This window comes from Aestuariivirga sp. (genome assembly GCF_046294715.1).
In the GTDB taxonomy this organism is placed as follows: Bacteria; Pseudomonadota; Alphaproteobacteria; order Rhizobiales; family Aestuariivirgaceae; genus Aestuariivirga.
Window position 1 is genome coordinate 45,401 of the sequence record NZ_JBKBKI010000007.1, and the last position, 22,583, is coordinate 67,983.

21 protein-coding genes are annotated in these 22,583 nt (G+C 64.8%); 13 read left to right on the forward strand and 8 right to left on the reverse strand.

The window, feature by feature from the left end; translation table 11 throughout:
* The first annotated feature begins 5 nt into the window (after positions 1-5).
* A complete protein-coding gene (locus ACK4HL_RS06985) occupies positions 6-926 on the forward strand; it encodes a pseudouridine-5'-phosphate glycosidase (RefSeq protein WP_409757744.1) in 921 nt (306 codons plus the stop codon).
* Complete coding sequence (locus tag ACK4HL_RS06990; RefSeq protein WP_409757747.1) at positions 923-2,446, forward strand: trimethylamine methyltransferase family protein; 1,524 nt, start codon at positions 923-925, stop codon at positions 2,444-2,446. Before ACK4HL_RS06985 ends, ACK4HL_RS06990 begins: the two co-directional genes overlap by 4 nt.
* Here the strand turns inward: ACK4HL_RS06990 and ACK4HL_RS06995 are convergent.
* A complete protein-coding gene (locus ACK4HL_RS06995; protein ID WP_409757750.1) occupies positions 2,443-2,709 on the reverse strand; it encodes a hypothetical protein in 267 nt (88 codons plus the stop codon). The two genes, ACK4HL_RS06990 and ACK4HL_RS06995, sit on opposite strands and share 4 nt — an antisense overlap.
* Positions 2,710-2,968: 259 nt before the next feature.
* Here ACK4HL_RS06995 and ACK4HL_RS07000 point away from each other — a divergent pair, with 259 nt between their 5' ends.
* On the forward strand, positions 2,969-3,424 hold the full coding sequence (locus ACK4HL_RS07000) for a DNA polymerase III subunit chi (protein ID WP_409757753.1): 456 nt from the start codon (positions 2,969-2,971) through the stop codon (positions 3,422-3,424).
* A gap of 4 nt (positions 3,425-3,428) precedes the next feature.
* On the opposite strand, the gene ACK4HL_RS07005 is transcribed toward ACK4HL_RS07000, so the two are convergent.
* A complete protein-coding gene (locus tag ACK4HL_RS07005) occupies positions 3,429-5,282 on the reverse strand; it encodes an ABC-F family ATP-binding cassette domain-containing protein (RefSeq protein ID WP_409757756.1) in 1,854 nt (617 codons plus the stop codon).
* A gap of 122 nt (positions 5,283-5,404) precedes the next feature.
* Here ACK4HL_RS07005 and ACK4HL_RS07010 point away from each other — a divergent pair, with 122 nt between their 5' ends.
* The 4 genes from ACK4HL_RS07010 (at position 5,405) to ACK4HL_RS07025 (ending at position 11,002) form a co-directional block, all read left to right on the forward strand.
* Entirely contained in the window at positions 5,405-8,128 is a 2,724-nt protein-coding gene (locus tag ACK4HL_RS07010; RefSeq protein WP_409757759.1) for a phosphoenolpyruvate carboxylase, read from the forward strand.
* A gap of 91 nt (positions 8,129-8,219) precedes the next feature.
* The gene (locus ACK4HL_RS07015; protein ID WP_409757762.1) at positions 8,220-9,062 is read left to right on the forward strand and encodes an ABC transporter substrate-binding protein; all 843 of its coding nucleotides are present in this window, start codon (positions 8,220-8,222) and stop codon (positions 9,060-9,062) included.
* 4 nt (positions 9,063-9,066) lie between these two features.
* The gene (locus ACK4HL_RS07020; RefSeq protein ID WP_409757765.1) at positions 9,067-10,257 is read left to right on the forward strand and encodes an amino acid ABC transporter permease; all 1,191 of its coding nucleotides are present in this window, start codon (positions 9,067-9,069) and stop codon (positions 10,255-10,257) included.
* Between the two features lies 1 nt (position 10,258).
* The gene (locus ACK4HL_RS07025; protein ID WP_409757768.1) at positions 10,259-11,002 is read left to right on the forward strand and encodes an amino acid ABC transporter ATP-binding protein; all 744 of its coding nucleotides are present in this window, start codon (positions 10,259-10,261) and stop codon (positions 11,000-11,002) included.
* Here the strand turns inward: ACK4HL_RS07025 and ACK4HL_RS07030 are convergent.
* Both ACK4HL_RS07030 and ACK4HL_RS07035 read right to left on the reverse strand, forming a co-directional pair.
* Complete coding sequence (locus ACK4HL_RS07030; protein WP_409757771.1) at positions 10,999-11,289, reverse strand: DUF411 domain-containing protein; 291 nt, start codon at positions 11,287-11,289, stop codon at positions 10,999-11,001. The genes ACK4HL_RS07025 and ACK4HL_RS07030 overlap by 4 nt on opposite strands.
* A 213-nt stretch (positions 11,290-11,502) precedes the next feature.
* The gene (locus tag ACK4HL_RS07035; RefSeq protein WP_409757774.1) at positions 11,503-11,886 is read right to left on the reverse strand and encodes a carboxymuconolactone decarboxylase family protein; all 384 of its coding nucleotides are present in this window, start codon (positions 11,884-11,886) and stop codon (positions 11,503-11,505) included.
* A 152-nt stretch (positions 11,887-12,038) separates the two neighbouring features.
* On the opposite strand from ACK4HL_RS07035, the gene ACK4HL_RS07040 reads away from it, so the two are divergent.
* The 4 genes from ACK4HL_RS07040 (at position 12,039) to ACK4HL_RS07055 (ending at position 16,045) form a co-directional block, all read left to right on the forward strand.
* On the forward strand, positions 12,039-14,066 hold the full coding sequence (locus tag ACK4HL_RS07040; protein ID WP_409757777.1) for an OmpA family protein: 2,028 nt from the start codon (positions 12,039-12,041) through the stop codon (positions 14,064-14,066).
* Positions 14,067-14,150: 84 nt separating this feature from the next.
* Positions 14,151-14,573: a nucleoside-diphosphate kinase gene (ndk, locus tag ACK4HL_RS07045; RefSeq protein WP_409757780.1), complete on the forward strand. Its 423-nt coding sequence runs from the start codon at positions 14,151-14,153 to the stop codon at positions 14,571-14,573.
* A gap of 10 nt (positions 14,574-14,583) precedes the next feature.
* Positions 14,584-15,066, forward strand: coding sequence for a VUT family protein (locus ACK4HL_RS07050; protein WP_409757783.1), 483 nt, complete (start codon positions 14,584-14,586; stop codon positions 15,064-15,066).
* A 70-nt stretch (positions 15,067-15,136) separates the two neighbouring features.
* Positions 15,137-16,045 (forward strand): PRC-barrel domain-containing protein, encoded by a 909-nt coding sequence (locus ACK4HL_RS07055; RefSeq protein ID WP_409757786.1) that lies wholly within the window; start codon positions 15,137-15,139, stop codon positions 16,043-16,045.
* A 119-nt stretch (positions 16,046-16,164) separates the two neighbouring features.
* Here the strand turns inward: ACK4HL_RS07055 and ACK4HL_RS07060 are convergent, their stop codons facing one another.
* Entirely contained in the window at positions 16,165-17,589 is a 1,425-nt protein-coding gene (locus tag ACK4HL_RS07060; protein ID WP_409757789.1) for a DEAD/DEAH box helicase, read from the reverse strand.
* A gap of 252 nt (positions 17,590-17,841) precedes the next feature.
* On the opposite strand from ACK4HL_RS07060, the gene aqpZ reads away from it, so the two are divergent.
* The gene (gene aqpZ, locus ACK4HL_RS07065) at positions 17,842-18,525 is read left to right on the forward strand and encodes an aquaporin Z (protein ID WP_409757792.1); all 684 of its coding nucleotides are present in this window, start codon (positions 17,842-17,844) and stop codon (positions 18,523-18,525) included.
* A gap of 418 nt (positions 18,526-18,943) precedes the next feature.
* Here the strand turns inward: aqpZ and ACK4HL_RS07070 are convergent, their stop codons facing one another.
* Positions 18,944-19,729, reverse strand: a complete 786-nt coding sequence (locus tag ACK4HL_RS07070; protein ID WP_409757795.1) for an SDR family NAD(P)-dependent oxidoreductase — start codon at positions 19,727-19,729, stop codon at positions 18,944-18,946.
* 24 nt (positions 19,730-19,753) lie between these two features.
* Positions 19,754-20,920 (reverse strand): zinc-dependent alcohol dehydrogenase, encoded by a 1,167-nt coding sequence (locus ACK4HL_RS07075; RefSeq protein WP_409757798.1) that lies wholly within the window; start codon positions 20,918-20,920, stop codon positions 19,754-19,756.
* A 104-nt stretch (positions 20,921-21,024) separates the two neighbouring features.
* Here ACK4HL_RS07075 and ACK4HL_RS07080 point away from each other — a divergent pair, with 104 nt between their 5' ends.
* Entirely contained in the window at positions 21,025-22,032 is a 1,008-nt protein-coding gene (locus tag ACK4HL_RS07080) for a zinc-dependent alcohol dehydrogenase family protein (RefSeq protein WP_409757801.1), read from the forward strand.
* 8 nt (positions 22,033-22,040) lie between these two features.
* Here ACK4HL_RS07080 and ACK4HL_RS07085 read toward each other — a convergent pair whose 3' ends face one another.
* Positions 22,041-22,550, reverse strand: coding sequence for a hypothetical protein (locus tag ACK4HL_RS07085; protein WP_409757804.1), 510 nt, complete (start codon positions 22,548-22,550; stop codon positions 22,041-22,043).
* Positions 22,551-22,583 lie beyond the last annotated feature (33 nt).

Here is a 22,583-nt window from a genome sequence, read left to right on the forward strand (position 1 = left end):
TGAGCGTGACGATCAGATTGGCCGTTTCGGAGGAGATCCGCGAGGCGCTGCGGCGCAGGGCCGCCGTGGTGGCTTTGGAATCGACCATCATCGCCCATGGCATGCCCTATCCCCAGAACGTCGAGACGGCGCGCAGCCTCGAGGCGATCATACGCGAAGGCGGCGCGGTTCCGGCGACGATTGCCATTCTGGGCGGTGACGTGAAGGTGGGGCTATCCGCCGACGAGCTGGACCGGCTGGGACGGGAAGGAATGAGGATCGCCAAGGTCTCGGTGCGCGATCTTCCCTATGTCGTGGCCATGAAGCGGGATGGGGCGACGACGGTCGCCTCCACCATGCGGATCGCTGCCCTGGCGGGCATCCACGTCTTCGCGACGGGCGGCATCGGCGGGGTCCATCGCGGCGCGGAGAAGACCTTCGACATTTCCGCCGACCTCACGGAATTCGCCAGGAGCGGCGTGGCCGTGGTGACGGCTGGTGCCAAGGCGATCCTCGACCTCGGGCTGACGCTGGAGACCCTGGAGACCCTGGGCGTGCCGGTGATCGGGCTTGGCACCGACGATTTTCCCGCCTTCTACTCGCGCGCCAGCGGCCATGCCGTGCCGATGAGCTGCGCCACGCCCAAGGAGGTGGCGCGGGTGATGCACGCCAAGTGGGAGATGGGGCTGGACGGCGGCATCGTGGTCGCCAATCCAATTCCCACGGAGGCGGAGATCCCCGCAGAGGAGATCGCCCCCGTCATCGCCGCGGCGGTAAGCAAGGCGGACGCACAGGGCATCGCCGGCAAGGCGCTCACACCCTTTCTCCTGGCCGAGATCGCGGGCGTCACGGCAGGCCGCTCCCTCGCCGCCAACATCGCTCTCGTCAAGCACAATGCCAGAATGGCCGCGGCGCTTGCCGTCGCCTATGCGGAGATTTCCTCATGAACGTTCAGCGCCGTGGCCGCCGGGCCGATGCCGCCCATTCACCCATCCACCAGCTGCCATGGCAGCAGCCGCAGCACACGCTGGAATTCTCGCGCATCCTCTCGGACGACCACATCGAGGCCATTCACCGCCAATCGCTGAAGGTGCTGGAAGAACTCGGCATGGACGTGCTTCTGCCCGAGGCCCGGGACATTCTCCAGAAGGCCGGCGCCCGCGTCTCCGGCGAGCGCGTGCGGATCGGCCGCGACATCATCGAGGAGGCGCTGAAGACGCCGCCCTCCGAGTTCACCTTCCACGCCAGGAACCCCGCGCACAGCATCCGCGTGGGCGGAAAGTGGATCGCCTTCGCTCCCGTCGGCGGGCCGCCCAACTGCTCTGACCTCGACCGCGGCCGCCGGCCCGGCACGCTGGAGGACGCCGGCAACTTCGTGAAGCTGGCGCAGTTCTTCAACACCGTGCACACGGCGGGCGGCGCCTCGGTTGATGCGCTCGACGTACACGCCTCGATCCGGCACCTGCACATCACGCGCAACAAGATGGTCTATTCGGACAAGGTGCCCTTCATCTACGCCACTGGCAAGGCACGCCTGCTCGACGGCCTCGAGATCGTGCGGCTGGCGCGCGGCATCAGCCATGAGCAGCTGCTGCGCGAGCCTTCGGCCTACACCGTCATCAACACCAATTCGCCGCTGAAGCTCGATGCACCCATGGCCATGGGCATCATCGAGATGGCGCGGCTCAACCAGATCGTCGTCGTGACACCGTTCACGCTGCTCGGAGCCATGGCCCCGGTGACGCTCGCGGGTGCGCTCGTGGAACAGAATGCCGAAGCGCTGGCGGGCCTCGCCCTTTCGCAGCTCGCGCGCCCCGGTGCGCCCTTCGTCTATGGCGGTTTCACCTCGAACGTCGACATGAAATCGGGCGCTCCGGCTTTTGGCACGCCCGAATACATGAAGGCCTGCATCATCGGCGGGCAGCTCGCACGGCGTTACAAGCTGCCCTACCGCACATCGAGCACCAACGCGGCGAACAGCGTCGACGCGCAGGCTGCCTACGAGACAGTGTTCTCGCTGTGGGGCGCCGTCATGGGCGGCGGCAACGTCATCCAGCATGCCGCGGGCTGGATGGAAGGGGGCCTCGTGGCCTCTTACGAGAAGTTCGCGCTGGACGTGGATCTGCTTCAGATGGTGCAGGAATTCCTGAAGCCGGTGCTCGTCAATGACGACGAGATGGCATTCTCCGCCATGGAGGAGGTGGGGCCGGGCGGCCACTTTTTCGGCGCGCAGCATACGCTGGAACGTTACGCCACCGCATTCTATCAGCCGCTCATTTCGGACTGGCGCAACTTTCCGAATTGGGAAGCGGCCGGGCGGCCGACGGCGGAGAAGAAAGCCAACGCACTCTGGAAGCAGGCCCTTGCCGAGTACACGCCGCCTCATCTCGATCCGGCGGCGCTTGCCGATATCGATGCCTTCGTGGCCCGACGCGTTTCGGAAGGCGGCGAGAAGACGGACTTCTAGTCCCGCGAATAGACAAGCCTCAGGCGGGGCGGTGAGGGATCCTCCCCGCGAAGCGCCAGCTCATAAGAGAGACGCAGGGCCTGGCCCTGCTCGTCGCGCGAAAGTCCCGAGAGAAAGCCGTGAAGCGCCGCCTCGATGGCGCGCGACAGGTCGCGGAAGCCGTTTCGCGACGCCTCGTCCGCCACCAGAGCACCCATGCAATAGACATTCACCGCTGTGGCGTTGTCGGGCTTGAGGCGATGATCTGGTTCCGAACCGCTCACGTCTGGTCTCCGCTGCAGCAATTGAACTTCACGTCACGCGTTTACGAGGTTGCACGTTCGCGCGGGAAATGCATCCGCGCAATATAGAAGAACTGCCATATCACTTGACTTAGGGTGAGTTCGTCCCCGGCAGGGAATTACTTGTGCTCTCCTGCGATGACCAATGTTGCTCCAAAACGGCTGACGTAGCGCAAAGTAATCGATTGTATATCGCCCGCCAGGCACTTGACCGCCCGCGGGCCGCTTGCTGAATGGAGGCATGACCCCAGTCTTTTTCTATCACCTCGAGCGGCAGCCCCTCGACGTGGTCCTGCCGAAGCTGCTGGCGATGAGCCTCGAGAGAGGCTGGCGCGTCGTGGTGCAGGCGGGCTCGGAAGAGCGAGCCGAGGCGATCGCCGCGCAGCTCTGGAGCCACGACGAGGAGAGCTTCCTGCCGCACGGCACTAAGGCCGACGGATTTCCCGACCTTCAGCCGATCTGGATTACCGCAGACGGCGATAATCCCAACAACGCCAATGTCCGCTTCTTCGTCGACGGGGCGGAGCCCGAAGCGGTCGAAGGGCTGACGCGCGCCGTCATCCTTTTCGACGGGCAGGACGGCGAAGCTGTCGAGAGAGCACGGGCCGGGTGGAAGCGTTTCCGTGCAGCGGGCCATGAGGTGACTTACTTCCAGCAGGACGAGCGGGGACAGTGGCAGAACCGCGCCGGGCGCTGAGCGCTCAGCCGAGCTGCGCCTCGAGCCACTGGTTCTCGAGTGCATCGAGCTCCTCGGCCAGCCTTGTGCGGAGCCGTGTGAAGTCCGCCGCCTTCCGGGGCTCCTCCGTGAACAGGCTGTGATCGGACAGCGCCCGGTCGAGGATCTCGATCTTGCCGCGGATCTCCTCCATCTTGCGGTCGAGCTTTTCCAGCACCTTCTGCGTGGCGGAGGCAGAGGGCCGCGGCGCATCGCGCGCGGCCGGCGCTGCGGCCTTCGCAGCCGTGGACCGCTCGCCGCGCCGGGCCTCGCGTGCCCGCTCGAGCACCAGCCTTGTGTAATCGTCCATGTCCCCGTCGAACGGCTTCACCGTCCCGTCGCTGACCAGCCAGAGCTGGTCGGCGCAGGTTTCGATGATGTGGCGGTCGTGGCTGATGAGGATGACCGCGCCTTCGTAGTCGTTGATCGCCATGACCAGCGCCTCGCGGCTGTCGACGTCGAGATGGTTCGTCGGCTCGTCCAGCACCAGCACATGCGGCGCGTGGAAGGCGGCAAGGGCGAACAGCAGCCGCGCCTTCTCGCCACCCGAAAGCGTGTCACAGCGCGAATCCGCCAGCGCCGCGCCAAACCCATAGGCGCCCAGCCGGGCGCGCCTCTTCGATTCCGGCTCTTCCGGCATCAGTGCGCTGAAATAGGAGTAGGGCGTGCGTTCCGGCGACAGCTCATCCAGCTGGTGCTGCGCGAAATAGCCTACGGTGAGCCGGGCGGGCGCCTTCATCTCGCCTGACATCGGCTGAAGCTTGCCGCAGAGCAGCTTGGCGAAGGTCGACTTGCCGTTGCCGTTTGAGCCCAGGAGTGCAATGCGGTCGTCAGGATCGAGCCGCAGCGTGATGTTCTTCAGGATCGGCCGGTTCTCGGCGTAACCGACGCTCACCCTGTCCCACTTCACGATGGGCGGTGCGATCGCCTTTTCCGGATTGGGAAAGAAGAAGGGCGCCACGCGGTCTTCGACGAGTTCGGCGATGGGCTCGAGCTTGGCCAGCGCCTTCAGCCTGCTCTGCGCCTGGCGCGCCTTCGACGCCTTGTATCGGAAGCGTTCCACGAAGGCCATCATGTGCTGGCGCTGGTCTTCCTGCTTCTTGCGAAGCTTCTGGGTGAGTGCCTGCTTTTCGCGCCGCTGCCGCTCGAAGCTGTCGTAATTGCCCTGGTAAAGCGTGAGCTTGCCACGTTCCAGATGAAGGATGTCGCCCACCGCCTCGTTCAGGAGGTCGCGGTCGTGGCTGATCAGGACGATGGTGTGCGGATAATCTCGGATGAAGCTCTTGAGCCAGATCGTGCCTTCGAGGTCGAGATAGTTGGTGGGCTCGTCGAGCAGCAGCACGTCGGGCCTGGCGAAGAGCGCCGCGGCGAGCGCCACGCGCATGCGCCAGCCGCCGGAGAGGGCGGAGCAGGGGCCGGCTTGCGCCTCTTCCGAGAAGCCGAGCCCGCTCAGGATGGTGGCGGCGCGCGCTTGCGCGCTGTGTGCATCCATGTCCGAGAGTCGGGTCTGGATTTCGGCGATGCGGTGCGGGTCGGTCGCCGTCTCCGCCTCCGCGGTGAGCGCCGACAGCTCCTCGTCACCCGCCATGACGGTAGCGACGAGACTTTCGGAGCCTCCCGGGGCTTCCTGGGCGACGGTGCCGATCCGCGCATTGCGGGGTAGGGTGATGGAGCCCGCTTCGGGCGGAAGCTCTCCCAGGATGAGCCGGAACAGCGTGGACTTGCCCGCCCCGTTGCGGCCGACGATTCCCACCTTGTGGCCATCGGGAACGGCAACGCTGGCCTCTTCCAGGAGCAGGCGGCCGCCGATGCGGGATGTGAGACCGTTGATGTGCAGCATGGCAGCGCCTTCTAGCGGCCGGGACCCGCCCTGTCACCCGTCGCACTGTCGTCCAAAACGGTATTGACTTGGAGCGTGCTGCACCGCACAAGCCGTGATGGGAATTGAGGAGCGCACATCAGGTGAATGACGGACGCCCTGCCAGGGTGATTCAGGCCGGCCCGGCGGACGCCGCCTACCTGGACGAGATCACCATGATGCTCCGAGACCTGCTGCGCCAGGTCATCCGGCTGCGCGAGCCCCGCGTTCTCGCCCTGATCGACGAACCCTCGAATGCGGCGGCGCTGCCGGATGAGCTGATCGAGCACGCGCTGCAGGTCATCGGCATCTGGCTGCAGCTGCTCAACATCGCCGAGGAGAATGCGGCGATGCGCGCCCGCCGCCAGATGGAGACGCGGAGCGGGCCGGACCAGGTGCCGGGGTCCTTCGCCCATGCGTTTGCCGCCGTGGCGGCCGCCAACGTCTCTCCGGAAGCAGTGCAGAGGGCGCTCGACACCATCGATGTCCAGCCCACCATCACCGCCCACCCGACGGAGGCGAAGCGCGTTACCGTGCTCGAAATCCACCGCCGCATCTATCTCAAGCTCTATGAGCTCGAAAGTCCGCGCTGGACGCCGCGCGAGCGCACGGCCCTACTGAAGGCGCTCAGGAACGAGATCGACCTTCTGTGGCTTACCGGCGAGATCCGCCTTGAGAAGCCCACTGTGGAACAGGAAATCCACTGGGGCCTTCATTTCTTCCGCGAAACCCTGTTCGACCGCACGGTGAGCCTCTGCGACCTTCTCGAGGCTGCACTCCAGCGCCATTACCCGGAAACGCCCTGCCGCGTCCGCCCGCCGCTTCGATTTTCTTCCTGGATCGGCGGCGACCGCGACGGCAATCCCTTCGTGACCGTGGACGTGACGCGCTATGCGCTGGAGGAGAACCGTCAGGCGGTGGTCTCGCGCCTTGACCGGCGGCTGAATGAGCTCGCTCAGCTCGTCTCGCTCAGTTCGCAGGAAATTGCATTTCCACCGGACTTCTCGGATCGCCTCGCCCGGCAGATCGAACTGTCGGGCGATGCCCAGCGAATAGTGGGCCGCAACGTGCATGAGCCGTTCCGGCAGTTCTTCACAGCTCTTCGGCTGCGGCTCGCGGCGACCTTCGATCCTCTGGCGAAGGGCACCGGCTTCCGCGACACGGGTGAACTCATTGCCGAGCTGCTCGCCGGCGAGGAGGCTTTGGCGCAGATGCAGGCTGTCTCCATCGCCTCTTCGCTGGTGCGGCCGGTGCGCTGGGAAGTCGAAACCTTCGGCTTCCGCACGCAGAGCCTCGACATCCGCCAGAACACCACCGTCATCAACCGGGTGCTGAAGGAGATCTGGCGGAAGCTCAATCCCCTGGAGGAGAGCGCAGGCCCTGAACCCGGCACCCGGGAGTGGCAGGGCTGGGTGGAGGCCGAACTTGCCAAGCCGCTCGGTTTCCTCCCGCAATTCCGCGGCATCTCGGAAGAGGCCCGCGAGCTCCTGAACCTTCTCGGCCTCATCCGCGAGACAATCGACGGACCCGATCCGCAGGCTATCGGCGCCTTCATCCTGTCCATGACGCAGAGTGCCGGCGACGTGCTGGGGCTCTATCTGCTCGCCAAGTTCGCAGGCCTCTTCGCCGACGAGACGGCGCGGGAGACTTGCCGCATCCGCGTGGTGCCGCTGTTCGAGACGATCGACGACCTGCGCGCCGCTCCTGCCATCATGACCGAACTCCTGAAGCATCCCGTGGTGCAGAGTTCCGTGTCGGCGAATGGGGGGCGGCAGGAGGTGATGCTCGGCTATTCGGACTCAAACAAGGACGGCGGTTTCTTCTGCGCCAGCTTCGAGCTGTTCGAAGCCCAGCGCCGCCTGATCCGCATCGGGCGCGAGGCGGGGATCGCCATAAGCTTCTTCCACGGGCGCGGCGGATCGGTGAGCCGCGGCGGCGCGCCGACAGGCCGCGCCATCGCCGCTCAGCCGGCCGGCACCATTGCCGGACACATGCGGGTGACGGAGCAGGGCGAGGTGGTCTCATCGAAATTCGCCAACCGCGGCACCGCCCAGAACAACCTCGAAATTCTCGCCTCCAGTGTCTTCATCCACACGCTGAAATCAATTGATGAGCCCGAACTCAGGATCAATCCCGAGCACCAGGGCGCGGTGGAGTGGATCGCGCAGGCTTCCTTCCGCCACTACCGCAAGCTGGCGGAGGACAGGGCGCTTCTCGACTATTTCCACCAGGCCTCTCCGGTGGAGGAACTTGCCAACCTGAAGCTCGGCTCGCGGCCCGCCCGCCGTTTCGGGGCCAAGGGCATTGGCGACCTTCGCGCCATTCCCTGGGTCTTCGCCTGGAGCCAGAACAGGCATCTTCTCACTGGCTGGTACGGGCTCGGCTATGCCTTCGACGACTTCCTGGTGCCCCGCGGGACCGATGGCATGCGCCTCCTGCGTGACATGTTCAACCGCTCGCGCGGCTTCCGGCTGGCCGTCGACGAAGTCGAAAAGTCGCTCTACCTCGCCGACATGGAGGTGGCGGAACGCTATGCCGAACTCGTCACCGACCGCACCTCGGCCGAGCGCCTTTTTGCCTTGATCCGCCACGAGCATCGCCGCACGTCCCGCACCATCCTCGAGCTCACCGGCGAAATGCGCCTGTGCGAACGTTTCGAGGGCCTGCAGCGCCGCTTCGAGCGCGTCCGGCCCATGGTGGACCAGGCCAACCGATGGCAGGTGCAGCTACTGAAGGAAACCCGCCGCAACGACGGCGGCGAGCCGCAGATGATGCCGCTCCTGATGACCATGAACTGCGTGGCGGCCGGGCTCGGCTGGACTGGGTGAGGGAGCCTCGCGGTCCTTCCGCTTGCCTCTTGCTCTTGCCCGCATTTTCCAGTCTATTTTCTTCACACGTCAAGATAGAGGGAGTGAATCGATGGCATTTTCGTCGCGCATTTTGATTGCCGCAGCTGCGGTCTTGGCGTTGAGCCTGCCGGCCTCGGCGGCCAACATGATCGGCAATTGCGAAGTGACGGGCGAGAAGGGTTCGATTCCCATCGCCAACCCCGCCAAGGCGGGCCAGCTGACGGTGGAGGTCTCGCTTCCCTCGCCCATCTGGTGGAATGGCGATACGCCCGAAGCCATCAAGGATGGCATGGAATACTGCATGGCCGCCGAGATCGCCTGGCGGGCCGGCTATGACAAGCTGGAGGTGGTGAATGTCGGCTGGGACGCCCTGATTGCCGGGCAGACCGAGGGTTTCGACCTTGCCATGTCGCAAATCTCGATCACCGAGGAACGCAAGAAGGTTCATGACTTCTCGGTGTCGTATTTCAACTCGGACATTGGGGTGCTGACGCGCAAGGATGCGCCGGTTGATGAAAAATCCATCAAGTCCGCGAAGGTCGGCGTGCAGCAGGCCACCACGGGCGCCGCCTTCGCGCAGGATAAGCTCGGCATCACCGATCTGCAGGTCTATCCGGACCAAGGCGACATGTTCGCCGCGCTCCGCGCCGGGCAGATCGATGCCGCGGTCACCGACACGTCGATCACGCTCGCGGAGGAAGTCGCCAACCCGGACAAGGTCGTGGTGATCGGCCAGTACAAGACGGGCGAGGCCTATGGAGCGATTTATCCGAAGGGCAACGCCAACAATGCCACGCTCGACAAGATCATGCAGGCGATGATCGACGACGGCACCATTTCGAAGCTGGCCGCCAAGTATCTTGCGGCCGCATGGGGCAAGGATCCGGCCACGGTTCCCTACTTCAACCCCTGATCGGATGACCCCGCCGGGCACGACCGGCGGGGCCACCTCTCCCGTGAAAACTTACACTCCTCCGCTGCCCCAGCGCGCCGATGGGCTCGCCCTCACGGCGACACTCTTCGCGCTCCTCTGCCTTCTGGCGGCCTATGGCGCCACCTGGCTCGTCCGCAGCGCGCTCGATCATCTGGGCGTGATGACCGGCCTTTGGGCGGCGATCTTCTGGCTGGTGATCGCCGCGACGTCGCTGCTGTTCATTCCCGCCATGGCTGGAATGGCCGGCGCACGCCGCGCGCGTGCCGCCCTGGCCAAGGATGACATCGTCACGGCGCGGATCGAGACGGCGGCGGCGCGGGACCACGCCTGGCTCACCTTCGGCTGGGGCGCTTTCGCGCTCATCGCGCTGGGCTTTTCCTGCTTCCTGATGATGAACGACGTCGCGGTGGGCCGGACGTTCTTCTACCTGCCGCTGATGCAGGAAAAATGGTGGCAGGTCACCAAGCAGTTCCTGCTCAACAACATCTTCATATTCGTCGTGGCCGAGGTGCTGGTGCTCGTCTGGGGGCTGGTCGTGGCGCTGGCGCGGCTCATGCCTGGCAAGGCGGGCCAGCCGATCCGGGCTCTTGCCATCCTCTATTGCGACATTTTCCGCGGTCTTCCGGCCATCGTGACGCTCTACCTGATCGGCTTCGGAATTCCGACCTCGGGCCTGCCCGATCTGATCGTGCCGCACATCGTGGGTCTTTTCACCGACCTATCGTCGATGACGGTAGCAGAGCAGCGTGCCGCTACCCGCATTCCTGTGAGCTGGTGGTGCATCCTGGCCCTCACGCTCACCTATGGCGCCTACGTGGCTGAGGTCTATCGCGCGGGTATCGAAAGCATCCACTGGAGCCAGGTCTCCGCCGCGCGCTCGCTCGGTCTCTCCTACATGCAGACCATGCGCTACGTCGTGGTGCCGCAGGCGGTGCGGCGCATCATGGCGCCGCTCCTCAACGACTTCATCGGGCTTCAGAAGGATACGGCCTTGGTGCAGGTCGTGGGGGTCATCGATGCCTTCAACCAGTCGCGCATCATCGCCTCCAATGCCTTCAATCTCTCGGCCGTGACCATAGTGGCGATCCTCTTCGTGCTGATCACCATTCCGCAGGCCCGCTTCGTGGACCGGCTGATCGAACGCGACAATGCCCGCATGCGGGCAGGGGGCTGAGATGGCTTTCCTCGAGATCCGCGACGTCGAAAAGGAATTCGGCCCGATCCGGGTGCTGCGCGGCGTGAACCTCTCTGTCGAGGAGCATCAGGTCGTCTGCCTCATCGGGCCGTCGGGCTGCGGCAAGTCCACGCTGCTGCGTTGCATCAACGGGCTGGAGAAGATCCAGGGCGGCGAAATCCGCCTCATGAACGACCGCGTTTCGGGCCCCGGCGTCGACGTCAACCGGCTTCGCCGGGACGTGGGCATCGTATTCCAGAGCTTCAATCTCTTTCCGCACATGAGCGTCCTCGAGAATGTGACGCTCGCTCCCCTCAAGGTGCTCAGGCTCTCGCGCGAGGAGGCCGAGGCGAGGGCGATGGGGCTCCTCAGGCGCATCGGCATGGAGGCCAAGTCCCGCGACTACCCGGACCGGCTCTCGGGCGGCCAGCAGCAGCGCGTGGCGATCGTGCGCGCGCTCGCCATGGAGCCGAAGCTGATGCTGCTGGACGAGATCACCTCCGCGCTCGACCCGGAACTCGTCTCGGAAGTGCTCAATATTGTCCGAGACCTTGCCGCCCAGGGCATGACGATGCTGCTCGCCACCCACGAGATGGGCTTTGCCCGCGAGGTGGCGTCCAAGGTCTGCTTCCTGCATGAGGGCGTGGTGCACGAGGAAGGCCCGCCCGCGCAGATCTTCGGCGACCCGAAGCAGGAGCGCACGCGCGCCTTCCTGAAGCGCATCATCGAAGCAGGCAGGCTCTAGCCGTGTGAGGCGAACACGCTCGTCCTGCCGTCGCGGCCGAGCAGCAGGACGTCGTATCGCTCTGCCTGGCCTTCCATTTCCATGCCCGGAGAACCGACGGGCATGCCGGGCACGAGGAGGCCACGCGCATCGGGCTTCTCCGCCAGCAGCCGTTTGATGTCTTCCGGCGGCACATGGCCGGAAATGACGTAGCCCTCGATCTCGCCCACGTGGCAACCTTCGAGACCTTGCGGAATTCCGAGTTTTGCCGACTCGCCGGCGAGATTCTCACTGTCGATGAGGGTCACGGGCAGTCCTGCTGCGGCCATCCGGTCCGTCCACGCGTGACAGCAACCGCAGCCCGGATTGGTATAAAATGTCGGTGCCGCGGCTCGCGCAGGGAGCATGGGAAGGGCGAAAACGGCAAGCAGCGAGGCTGTGAGATTGCGGCGGCTGGGTATCATGGCATTCCTTTCGGCAACTCTGTTCTCAACGGGAAGACTATTCCTGCCGCGATGTGGTCATTTGAAGGCCTCGTCCACCGGAACCTTGTAGGCATTGGCAAGCCGGTTCGTCATGTTGGCGAGCCCCACCACGGCGAAGAGCTCGTTCATCATCTCTTCGCTCGCGCCCTTGGCGCGCGCCGCCGCGCCATGGCTTGCCATGCAGTATTCGCAGTTGTTGGTGATCGAGATGGCCACGTAGACGAGCTCCTTGGTGAGCGGGTCGAGATGGCCTTGCCCCATCACTTCCTTCAGGCTCTCCCAGACATGCCGCAGCATGCGGGGTTCATTGGCGAGGTACTTCCAGAAATTGTTGACGTCAGCCACCTTGCGGGTCGACTTGATGTCGTCGAACACGGCCTTCACCGCATCCGGAGCATCTTCATAAGCGATTGGTTTCATTGTCAGCTTCCGTTCAGACTTGTGGCAACGGTCTCCTTGAAGACCCCTTAATTCCGCCATCCAGGGTGATCAGGTTGGAACAGGTTTCGCGGTGAGCGCGTTATGGCCCCTTGAACCCCGGAAACACCTGAAGATCTGAGTGGAGCGACAGAATGACGTTTTCTCCTTTGCGTGCAAGCCTTCTCGCACTGGCCTTGTTCGGCATCGCGGCACCTGCGACTGCCGCCACCTCCGGCCAGTTGCTGCTTGCGCAAGCCGAGACCACTGAAGCGCAGGATTTCGATGTCATCCGCAAGTTCCTGGCCGGCGGCAGGGATCTCTCACGCTTGAGCGAGGAACGCCTTCAGCAGCGCCTGACGCGCGCCAAGAAGCTGCGCGAGACCGAAGGCCTGCCCGCCGACCTGGACCAGGCGCTGCAGCAGGAAATCGCCCAGATCGGTGCGGAGATCGAGCGCCGACAGCAGGCGGCCGCCGAGACGCCGCCGGCTGCTGAACAGCCGGCCGCCGTGGAGCAGCCTCCCGCCGTGGAACAGCCTCCCGCCGTGGAACAGCCTACCGCGCCGCAAGCCGAATCCCTGCCCGAAACCACTCCTCAGCCGCAGGAACAGCAGCAGACTGCGGAGCAGCCGCAGACGGAGCAGCCCGTGGCGGAGTCCCCGCCCCAATCCCAGCAGCCCGTCTCGGAGGCGCAGCCAGAGGTGCAGGCCCAGGCTGAAACCGAACAGCCTTCTTCGCCGCCCGCCGCCTCCAGTCGTTCCTCGGACGAGGTTGGCCAGTTCCTGCAGTCGGTTCGGCCGGCCTCCGAACTGGACGAGCAGCAGTTGAGGCAGCAGATGACCCAGGCAATGCGCCTCTCCAAGACCAAGGGATTGCCCCAGGCCCAGCGCCGGGCCCTCCGTGAGGTGATCCGCGAGGCCCGCACCGCGCTCCGGCAGGATGGCGCCGGCGGGCAGGCGACGGAAGCTCCCGTTGCGGGCAGCGGAGAACAGCCGGCACAGCAGCAGACCGGAGGCCAGCAGCCGACGACGCAGCAGCCGACGACGCAGCAGCCGACGACGCAGCAGCAGGCGGGGCAGCAGCAGCCGACGACCCAGCAGATCGAGTCGCCCCCGCCGGATCCCGAGGCGGAACGCCAGGCGCGGGCCATCCTCGCCGACAAGACCGACGTGAGGTCGCTGGAGCGGCGTGAGCTTCGCCAGCGCCTGACGCGCATTCGTGATCTTCTGGCCACGAACCAGCTTACGCCCCAGACGCGCGAAGCCCTGCGCCAGAAGCTCGCGGCCGAACGGCAGGTATTGCGCCGCGAGGTGCGCCGGGACGAGGATGGTGGCTCGAGGGGCGGTTCTGGCGCCGACAGCAACGTCACCATCAACAACAATTCCACCGTCAACAACACCAACACCGAAGTGCGGGTGGTGCTGCGTGACCGCCGGCCCCCGGAGGAGCTGGAGGAGCGCGAACTCGTGCGCCGCATCGACATCTATCGCGACGTGGTGAACGACGATCGCTACGAGGAGCAGGAGCGCCGGGAGTGGCGCCGCCAGATGGAGCGCGACCGTCGCTACCTGCGCCGGCTCATGATGGAGGAACGGCGTGAGCGTGAGGCACGCCTCAGGGCCGGTGAACTGGAGTTCAACTTCGAGATCGAGGACGACTACCAGCCCGGCCAGGAAATTCCGGACGACGTCTTCGCCGCCGAAGTGGAGGACGAGGAAATTGCCGAGGTGCTGGCCGCTCCGCCACGCCGCGAAATCGAGCGCCGCTACACGGTGGAGGAGATTGAGCGTTCGCCTGAAGCCCGCGAGGCGGTGGCCCGCATCGAGATCGACACGGTGCACTTCGGCTTCGGCGAGGGCTTCCTGCGCGAGGAGGAAATCGACAAGCTGGACCGCATCGCGCAGGTGCTCGAGCGTATCCTGGCGAAGAATCCGGACGAGGTCTTCCTTCTCGAGGGCCACACCGACGCCGTGGGCTCGGACGCGGCCAACCTGCAACTCTCCCGCCAGCGTGCAAAGGCGGTGAAGGAGGCGCTCACCACCTACTACGTGATCCCGGCGGAGAACCTTGAGACGGTGGGTCTTGGCGAGCGCTACCTCAAGATCCCCACGAACCTGGCCGAGGCGGAGAACCGGCGGGTATCGCTGGCCCGCATCACGCCCCTCGTGGGCCAGGCCGACTAGGAGCGGGAGCCAAAGCTTGCAACTGGCCCGGGCCGCCGCTATACGGCGGCCCATTCCAATTCAGGGCAAGCACACGAGGAATTCATGGCCATCGAACGCACCTTCTCCATCATCAAGCCGGATGCGACCCGCCGCAACCTGACGGGCGCCATCAACGCCAAGATCGAGGCCGCCGGCCTCCGGATCGTTGGCCAGAAGCGCGTGAAGTGGGGGAGGTCAGAGGCCGAGGCCTTCTACGCCGTGCACAAAGAGCGCCCCTTCTTCAACGACCTCGTCAACTTCATGATGTCCGGCCCGATCGTGGTCCAGGTCCTCGAGGGTGAGAACGCAGTGGCCAAGTACCGCGAGGTGATGGGCGCTACCAACCCCGCCAATGCGGCACCGGGCACCATCCGCAAGGAGTTCGCGGAATCGATCGAGGCCAACTCGGTGCACGGTTCGGATTCGCCGGAGAACGCCAAGCTGGAGATCGGGCAAGTCTTCAAGCCGGAAGAGATCGTAGGCTAAGGCAAGCATCATGTGGACCGCCCTCTACGTCGCCTCGATCGTGGCCGTGAACTGGATGTTCACGGCCATCGCGCCGTGGTCGACTCCGCTGGGCGATCTCTATCTCGCCAACGTCGTGGTCGGTTTCGTCTTCGTGCTGCGCGACTATGCACAACGCGAAATCGGCCACTCGGTGCTCTTCGCGACGGCCGTGGCCGGCGTTCTCACCTGGTACATGGTCGACCCGGCGATCGCCGTCGCCTCGATCACCGCCTTCGTGCTGTCCGAGACGGCCGACTGGGGGGTCTATTCCTTCCTGCGCCGGCCCCTGTCGCAACGTATCCTGTACTCGAGCCTCATCGCGGTTCCGCTCGATACCTTCGCCTTCCAGTATCTCGCCGGTTATCTCACCCCGGCAGCCTTCGCGACTGAGATCGCCAGCAAGGCACTGGGGGTCCTCCTTGTGTGGTATCTCCTGCGCCTGCGCGACCGGAAACTCGCCCTTACGGCCTGAGTGCGCCCTGCGCACATCTGGTTTCCCCTGTTCTTGCGGAACCACCCGCCTGCCGGAACTATTGCAAGGCATGCGCATTACATCCGCAGGCAAGCGCGAGCTGCCGTTGAGGTCAAAAAAAACAGGGAACAACACGATGAACAAGCACGTTCTCGCGCTGAGCACAGCGCTGTCCATTCTTGCCTTCACGCCGGCCTTCGCCCAGGAATCCACCTCCCCGGCGCCGGCGGTTGATTGCACGCAGCCGGCCAATGCCAACGATCCGGCCTGCGCGAACCAGCAGAACCAGTCGGGCACGACCACGACCACGACTGACCAGAACGCCCAGTCGGGCACGACGACCACCACGGATCCGAACGCACAGTCCGGTTCGACGACCACCACCACCACCGACCAGTCGACCACGACGGGCCAGACCGGCACCAGCGGAACTGACACCGGTACGGGCTCCACCGTGACCACGACCACCACGGATTCCAGCACCCAGCAGATGAGCGCCGGTGAGCTGATCGTTCCCGCCGACCAGCTGAACAGCGCCCAGGTGATGAGCGCAAACGACTACATCGGCAAGACCGTCTATGACCAGGCCGGCAACAACATCGGTGAGGTCAACGACCTGATCGTGTCGGGCGACGGCAACATCGAGGCGGTGATCCTCGGCGTTGGCGGTTTCCTCGGCATCGGCGAGAAGGACGTGGCGGTGAACACCGCTGCGATCCAGATGGTGCAGGATGGCGACAACCAGCGCCTGGTCGTTCAGGCCACCAAAGAAGCGCTTGAAAGCGCACCCACCTATGACCGCAGCAACCGCCGCTACGCCGAGCAGCCTGCGGGCGGAATGACGACCGACCAGACGGGTTCGACCACGACCGCCCCGGCCGAGGGCACTGGCACGACGGGTGCCACCGTGGACTGCTCGCTGCCTGAGAACGCGAACAACGCGGCCTGCGTAAACCAGCAGCAGAACCAGCAGCAGTAAGACCAATCAATGGGGCGGCGGCCTTCGCCGCCACTCTATCCCTCTTGCGAATGAAGCCCGTCAGACGCCTCGGCGCTGACGGGCTTCTGCCGTTGATAAGACCTTGCCGAAGGGCTTCCTCAGGCCTTCACGCTGCGCATGAGGAATGCAGGCATCGTCTGTTCGGTGAAGCCGCGGTGATCCGGTGCATCCGATACGTCGCGCTGCGGGTGACGGTCGCGCTCGCGCCTGGGCTTCTCTGCCTTGGGTTCCGGAGGCTTCGCGGAGGCGGTGGGCTTCTGCACGGGCGCTTCGGAACGGTCACGCTCGCGGTCCCGCCCGCGGCTGCGGTTGCGCTCGCCTCGCTCACGGCGTTCGCCGCGCTCCCGGCGGGGGCGGTCCGGTTCGGCGGCGCGGGTCTCGATCGCTTCCTGGGCCTCTTCGCCCAGGTCGAAATAGGGAACCTCTTTCTTGATCAGGGCCTCGATGGCCTTCCACTGCTTCGATTCTTCCTTGGTCACCATGGTAAAGGCGTGGCCCTCACGGCCGGCGCGACCGGTGCGGCCGATACGGTGCACGTAATCCTCAGCATGGGTGGGAACGTCGAAATTGAAGACGTGCGAGACCTCCGGAATGTCGAGGCCGCGAGCGGCGACGTCGGAAGCGATAAGATAGGTGATCTCATTGGCCCGGAATGCCGAGAGCGTCCGCAGACGCGCAGATTGGTCCATGTCGCCATGCAGCGCGCCAACGCTGAAGCCGTGCACCGCGAGAGACTTCTCGAGCAGCGCCACGGTGGTCTTGCGATTGGCGAAGATGATGCCGTTCTTGACCTTGTTCTGCGTGCGCAGCAGCTGGCGTAGCGCCTCCCGCTTGGCCTTGGCTTCATGGGGAACTTTCACCAGCATCTGCACGATCGTCTCGGCCGTGGAGGAGGGCCGGGACACCTCGACGCGGACAGGATTGTGCAGGAATTGCGAGGTGAGCCGCTGGATCTCGGGCGGCATCGTGGCTGAGAAGAAGAGCGTCTGCCTGGTGAAGGGAAGGAGTTTGCAGATGCGCTCGATGTCGGGGATGAAGCCCATGTCGAGCATGCGGTCTGCCTCGTCGATCACAAGCATGTCAATCCCGTTGAGGAGCAGCTTGCCGCGTTCGAAGTGATCGAGGAGACGCCCGGGTGTCGCAATGACGACATCGGCACCACGGTCGATCTTCAAGGCCTGGGGCTCGAAGGCCACCCCGCCGATCAGCAGCGCGACCGAAAGGTTGTGCATCTTGCCCAGTGTCTCGAAGGCTTCCCGCACCTGGTCGGCAAGCTCGCGCGTGGGTTCGAGGATCAGGGTCCGCGGCATCCTCGCCCGGGCCCGGCCCTTTTCGAGAAGGGACAGCATGGGAAGCACGAAGGCGGCTGTCTTGCCGGATCCGGTCTGCGCGAGTCCCATCACATCGCGGCGCTGCAGGGCCGGAGGAATGGCTTCCGCCTGGATTGGGGTGGGGATCGTGTATCCGGCGGCGGTGACCGCCTCGAGGGTTCTGGGGCTCAGGCCGAGCTCGGAGAAATTCATGTGCAGTGAAAAACCAATCTGGCGGCTTTGTTCATGTCGTTCATAAGGCGCGCGGGCAGATGCGCCAAAGGGCCCGGGCGCCGGAATTGAAGCCGCACATAGGGATTCCGGTGGGGAAAGTCAATTCATGTCCTCAGGCGTGTTGATGAAATGTTCTTCATCATGCAATTCTGGCGGGCGCCTGATTGTAGTGTTCGGGCGCTGAACGAGGGCCGTGCCGCAAGGGCAGGTCCCAAAATGGGGGATTTCACAATGAAGAAACTCGGCGCCGAATTCTTCGGCACCTTCTGGCTCGTTCTGGGCGGCTGCGGGTCGGCAGTATTGGCCGCGGCCTTTCCGGGTCTCGGCATCGGCTTTGCCGGGGTCGCTTTGGCCTTCGGCCTCACCGTGCTGACCATGGCCTATGCCGTGGGCCATGTATCGGGCGCTCACTTCAACCCGGCCGTGACGGTGGGACTGGCCGCGGCAGGCCGCGTCTCCTGGAGCACGGTCCCGGGCTATGTCGTCGCGCAAGTCCTGGGCGGTGTCGCGGCCGCGGCGGTGCTCTATCTGATTGCCAGCGGCAAGGCGGACTTCGTTGCCGGAGGCTTCGCCGCAAACGGCTTCGGCGAGCATTCGCCGGGTGGCTACTCGCTAATGGCCGCCTTCCTCTGCGAAGTCGTGCTGACGGCGATGTTCCTGGCCGTGATTCTCGGCGTCACCCACAAGAATGCACCGGCAGGTTTTGCGCCACTTGCCATCGGGCTGGCGCTGACGCTCATTCACCTGATCTCGATTCCGGTGACCAACACGTCCGTGAACCCCGCGCGCTCGACGGCGGTGGCCTTCTTCGCCGAGCCCTGGGCCCTGCAGCAACTGTGGCTGTTCTGGCTTGCACCGGTGCTGGGCGGCATCGCGGGTGCTGTGATCCACCGCGCCTTCCTCTCGGAAGATTGATGCGTCAAAAAAGGGGCGGACCGGCGGTCCGCCCCAGTTTGCTACGCACGGGAGGAAGACAGACTGCGGTCGAACTGCCGTCGAGGAGTGGCCCCGAATCGTTTTCATTGTACTCCGGCTTTCGCCGCCTGTATCGCTGAGAGTAGGTGACGGAGACTGACCCAAAGCGTGATTTGACCCCTGGCGCGGTCGAGCGCAACAATTGCACCGTTGGTTAAACGGCGAGAGGTCTCGAAAACTGATGCCCCCGACGAGAAAACAGGCCGGCTGATCCTCCCTGCGTGGACCCCGGCGAACCAACCAGACATCGCTGACGAACAGGCCGCCTTGAGCGGCAGTAAAGCGCCCAAGTGAACGGGCGGCGTGGTATCACGCAAAAAGACCCCGCGAGGAACAGTCCTGCGGGGTCTCGTTCGTTTCAGGATGACTCTCCGGTTCCCGGCGCCGCCTTCTTGGCGTGCTGGCGCGCCAGCAGACCGGCGGGCGTGACACTGGCGATCGCCGTCTGCAGCTTGTTCTGCCATCCCGTGACCACGTCGCCATCGCCACGCATCATGGCGTCGAAACCTGATCTCGCGACGTCCTTCGGATCGTCCTTCTTCTGCTGTCCGATCTTGGTGTCGGTGAGGCCGGCACGGTCGAAGAACTCCGTTTCGGTGGCCCCAGGCATGAGGCAGGTGACGGTGACGCCGCTTTCTGCGAGTTCTGCCCTGAGTGCGAAGGAAAAGGAATCGAGGAAGGCCTTGGAGGCGTTATAGACTGCCTGGTATGCGCCTGGAATGAAGCCGGCAATCGAGCCGGTGATCAGGATGCGCCCCGAGCCCCGCTTGCGCATGCGCTGGCCCACGCGATGAATGAGGAACAGCGTGCCGGTGATGTTCGTGTCGACGACATGGAGAATGTCCTCGAAATCCTGGTCGAGAAATGCCTCTCCGAGCCCGTGGCCTGCATTGGCCATCAGGACGTCCACCTGGCGGCGGCCGACGGCATCGAGCACCTCCTCGACCCCCTCTTCGGTGGCAAGATCGCATTCCACCCAGTCGACCTTGACGCCGTGACCTTCCAGCCTCTGCGCGGCGGACTCGATCTCCGGCTCGTCGGCAGCGATCACGAGGTCAAAGCCGTCCGCGGCACAGAGCTCGGCGAGCTCATAGCCAATCCCGGTGGAAGCGCCGGTAACGAGGGCAAGCTGGCGCTTGGGCATTGCTGATTCTCCTTTTGGGGCTTCTCAGGGCGTAAGAACGACCTTGATGCAATTGTCCCGCTTGGCGTTGAAAGTGGCATAGAGGCTCGGTGCATCTTCGAGCCGGGCCTTGTGCGTGATGACGAAGGAGGGATCTATCTTTCCTTCCTCGACCAAGGCGAGAAGCTTCGGCATGTAGGCCTGCACCGGCGTCTGCGCCATGCGGAAGGTGAGACCTCTGTTCATTGCGGAACCGAATGGAATCTTGTCGAGATAGCCGCCATAGACCCCGACCACCGACACGGTGCCGAAATTGCGGCAGCACTGGATCGCCTCGCGCAGCACATGCGGACGATCGGTGGCGAGAAAGGCAGCAACCTTGACGCGGTCGAGCATCGCATCCGCGCTGGAGGTGGCATAGGGCTCCGTCCCGACGCAATCGATGCAGGCATCTGCGCCACGGCCCTGCGTCAGTTCCTGCATGGCGTCGTAGATGTCCAGCTTGGAAAAATCGAGCGTCTCGGCACCTGCTGCGCGCGCCAGGGCCAGCCGTTCCGGAATGGCGTCGATGGCGATGACGCGCCCCGCCCCCATCAGCATGGCACTTCGTATCGCGAACTGTCCGACGGGGCCGCAGCCCCAGAGGGCAATGGTCTCGCCACCCCGGATGTTGCAGAAATCGGCCGCCATGTAGCCGGTGGGGAAGATGTCCGAGAGGAACAGTGCCTGATCGTCCGGCATGCCGTAGGGCACCTTGAGGGCGCCGGTATCGGCGTAGGGAACGCGAAGATATTCGGCCTGGCCGCCGGCATAGCCGCCCAACAGGTGTGAATAGCCGAAGAGGCCGGCTGGCGAATGACCCCAGAGCTTCGCCGCCTTCTCGGCATCAGGGTTGGAGCGCTCGCAGGCCGAATGCCAGCCGTTGCGGCAGAAGAAGCATTCCCCGCAGGAGATGGTGAAGGGGATCACCACGCGGTCGCCCACCCTCAGATTGCAGTCCGGCCCCACTTCCACGACCTCGCCCATTGTCTCGTGGCCGACGACGTCGCCCTTGTGCATGTCGGGGATCACGCCGTTGTAGATGTGAAGGTCCGAGCCGCAGATGGCGCAGGAGGTGACCTTGATGATGCAGTCGCGCCCATGCTCGATTTGCGGATCGGGCACATGCTCGCAGCGCATGTCATGCTTGCCGTGCCAAGTAATCGCTTTCATGGGGCCTCCGTACTCGGGTCCCGACTTAATGGCAGGGGGAGTTGAAGGTTCCCCGCGCGGAGCCCTCGGCCTATGATGACGTGCGATATGAAGGAGCGGCAGTGATGAAGGGCATCAGGCTCGAAGCCCCGGGAGGGCTCGACAATCTCAGGAACGTGACGCTGCCGGACCCGGGCGAGCCCGGAAGAGGCGAGATAAGGGTCCGCCTGCATGCAAGCTCTCTCAACTATCACGACTACCGCGTGCTGGCGACGCCCGGAGCGGTGGCCGCGGGGCGCATCCCGATGTCGGACGGCGCAGGCGTGGTGGAGGCGGTGGGTGAAGGTGTTCAGGAGTTCAGGCCCGGGGACCATGTGGTTTCCTGCTTCTTTCCCGGCTGGATCGCGGGTGAGCCGACCCTCCCGGACTTCGCCACCGTGCCGGGCGATGGAGTCGACGGTTATGCGCGCGAACGCGTGGTGTGCCTTGCTCACAGCTTCACTCACGCGCCGAAGGGCTGGTCGCATGCCGAGGCTGCGACCATCACGACGGCGGGCCTCACCGCCTGGCGGGCATTGATCGTGAATGGGCGGCTCCGGCCAGGGGACGCAGTGCTTGTGCTGGGCACGGGCGGTGTCTCGATTGCCGCGCTTCAGCTGGCGCGCGCCATGGGTGCGACGGTGATCGCGACCTCGTCATCCGACGAAAAGCGCCAGCGCCTGGAAGCCATGGGCGCTGCGCACACCCTGAACTACCGGACCGATCGCGATTGGGGCGCCCGCGTGAAGGACTGGACGGACGGTAAAGGCGTCGATCACGTGGTGGAGGTCGGCGGTCCCGGCACGCTGCCGCAGTCGATCGAGGCGGTGAAGGTGGGAGGCCACATCTCGCTGATCGGCGTGCTGACGGGGAGAAGCGGCGAGATCCCGACAGGCGCCCTCATGCGCAAGCAGGCGCGGCTCCACGGCCTCATCGTCGGCAACCGCACGCAGCAGCAGGACTATGTACGCGCTCTGGAGGCCACCGGCATTCGGCCGGTGATCGACCGCTCCTATCCGCTCGAAAACATTGCCGAGGCCTTCCGCCATGAGGAAAGCGGGCGGCATTTCGGCAAGATCTGCCTCGAGTGGTAAGGGCCGGGTCAGAGAACCGGCTGAAACCTCTTTTCGTTGATGACCGCGGCGATCCCCGTCGTGGCCAGGAGCAGTGCGAACTGGAAGACTGCCGCCGCGCTGCAGACGCTGGCGGGGTTCAGCCGTGCCTCCTGACCTGCCTGGGCGAGCGCAGGATCCAGGAATTGCCGGGGATCGATACCGGAGGTCACATGGGCCACGGCAAAGCTGATGGCGCCGGCGATGATGGGCAGCCAGAGCAGGTCCGTGCCGTGGAGATTGCTGATGCCGGCGATGGCGGCAAAGGCCACGATGCTCGACAGCAGCGACAGCACGAAGATGCTGAAGAATTCCGCGCCGTGGGCCAGCAGCGTCGGCGTTAAGAGAAAGTGGTCCTGGCTGGACATGGCCGGGTCGAGCGGTGCATCCCACTTGCGGGTGAACACGAGCCAGAAGCAGAAACCGAAAACGAGGACGTTGAGAAGAAGTGCAGATCCGATGGCCGAATACCGAATCCATTTATACTTCTCGGCGTGCATACCCGGACCTCCTGGTCGTCAGGATGCAACCCA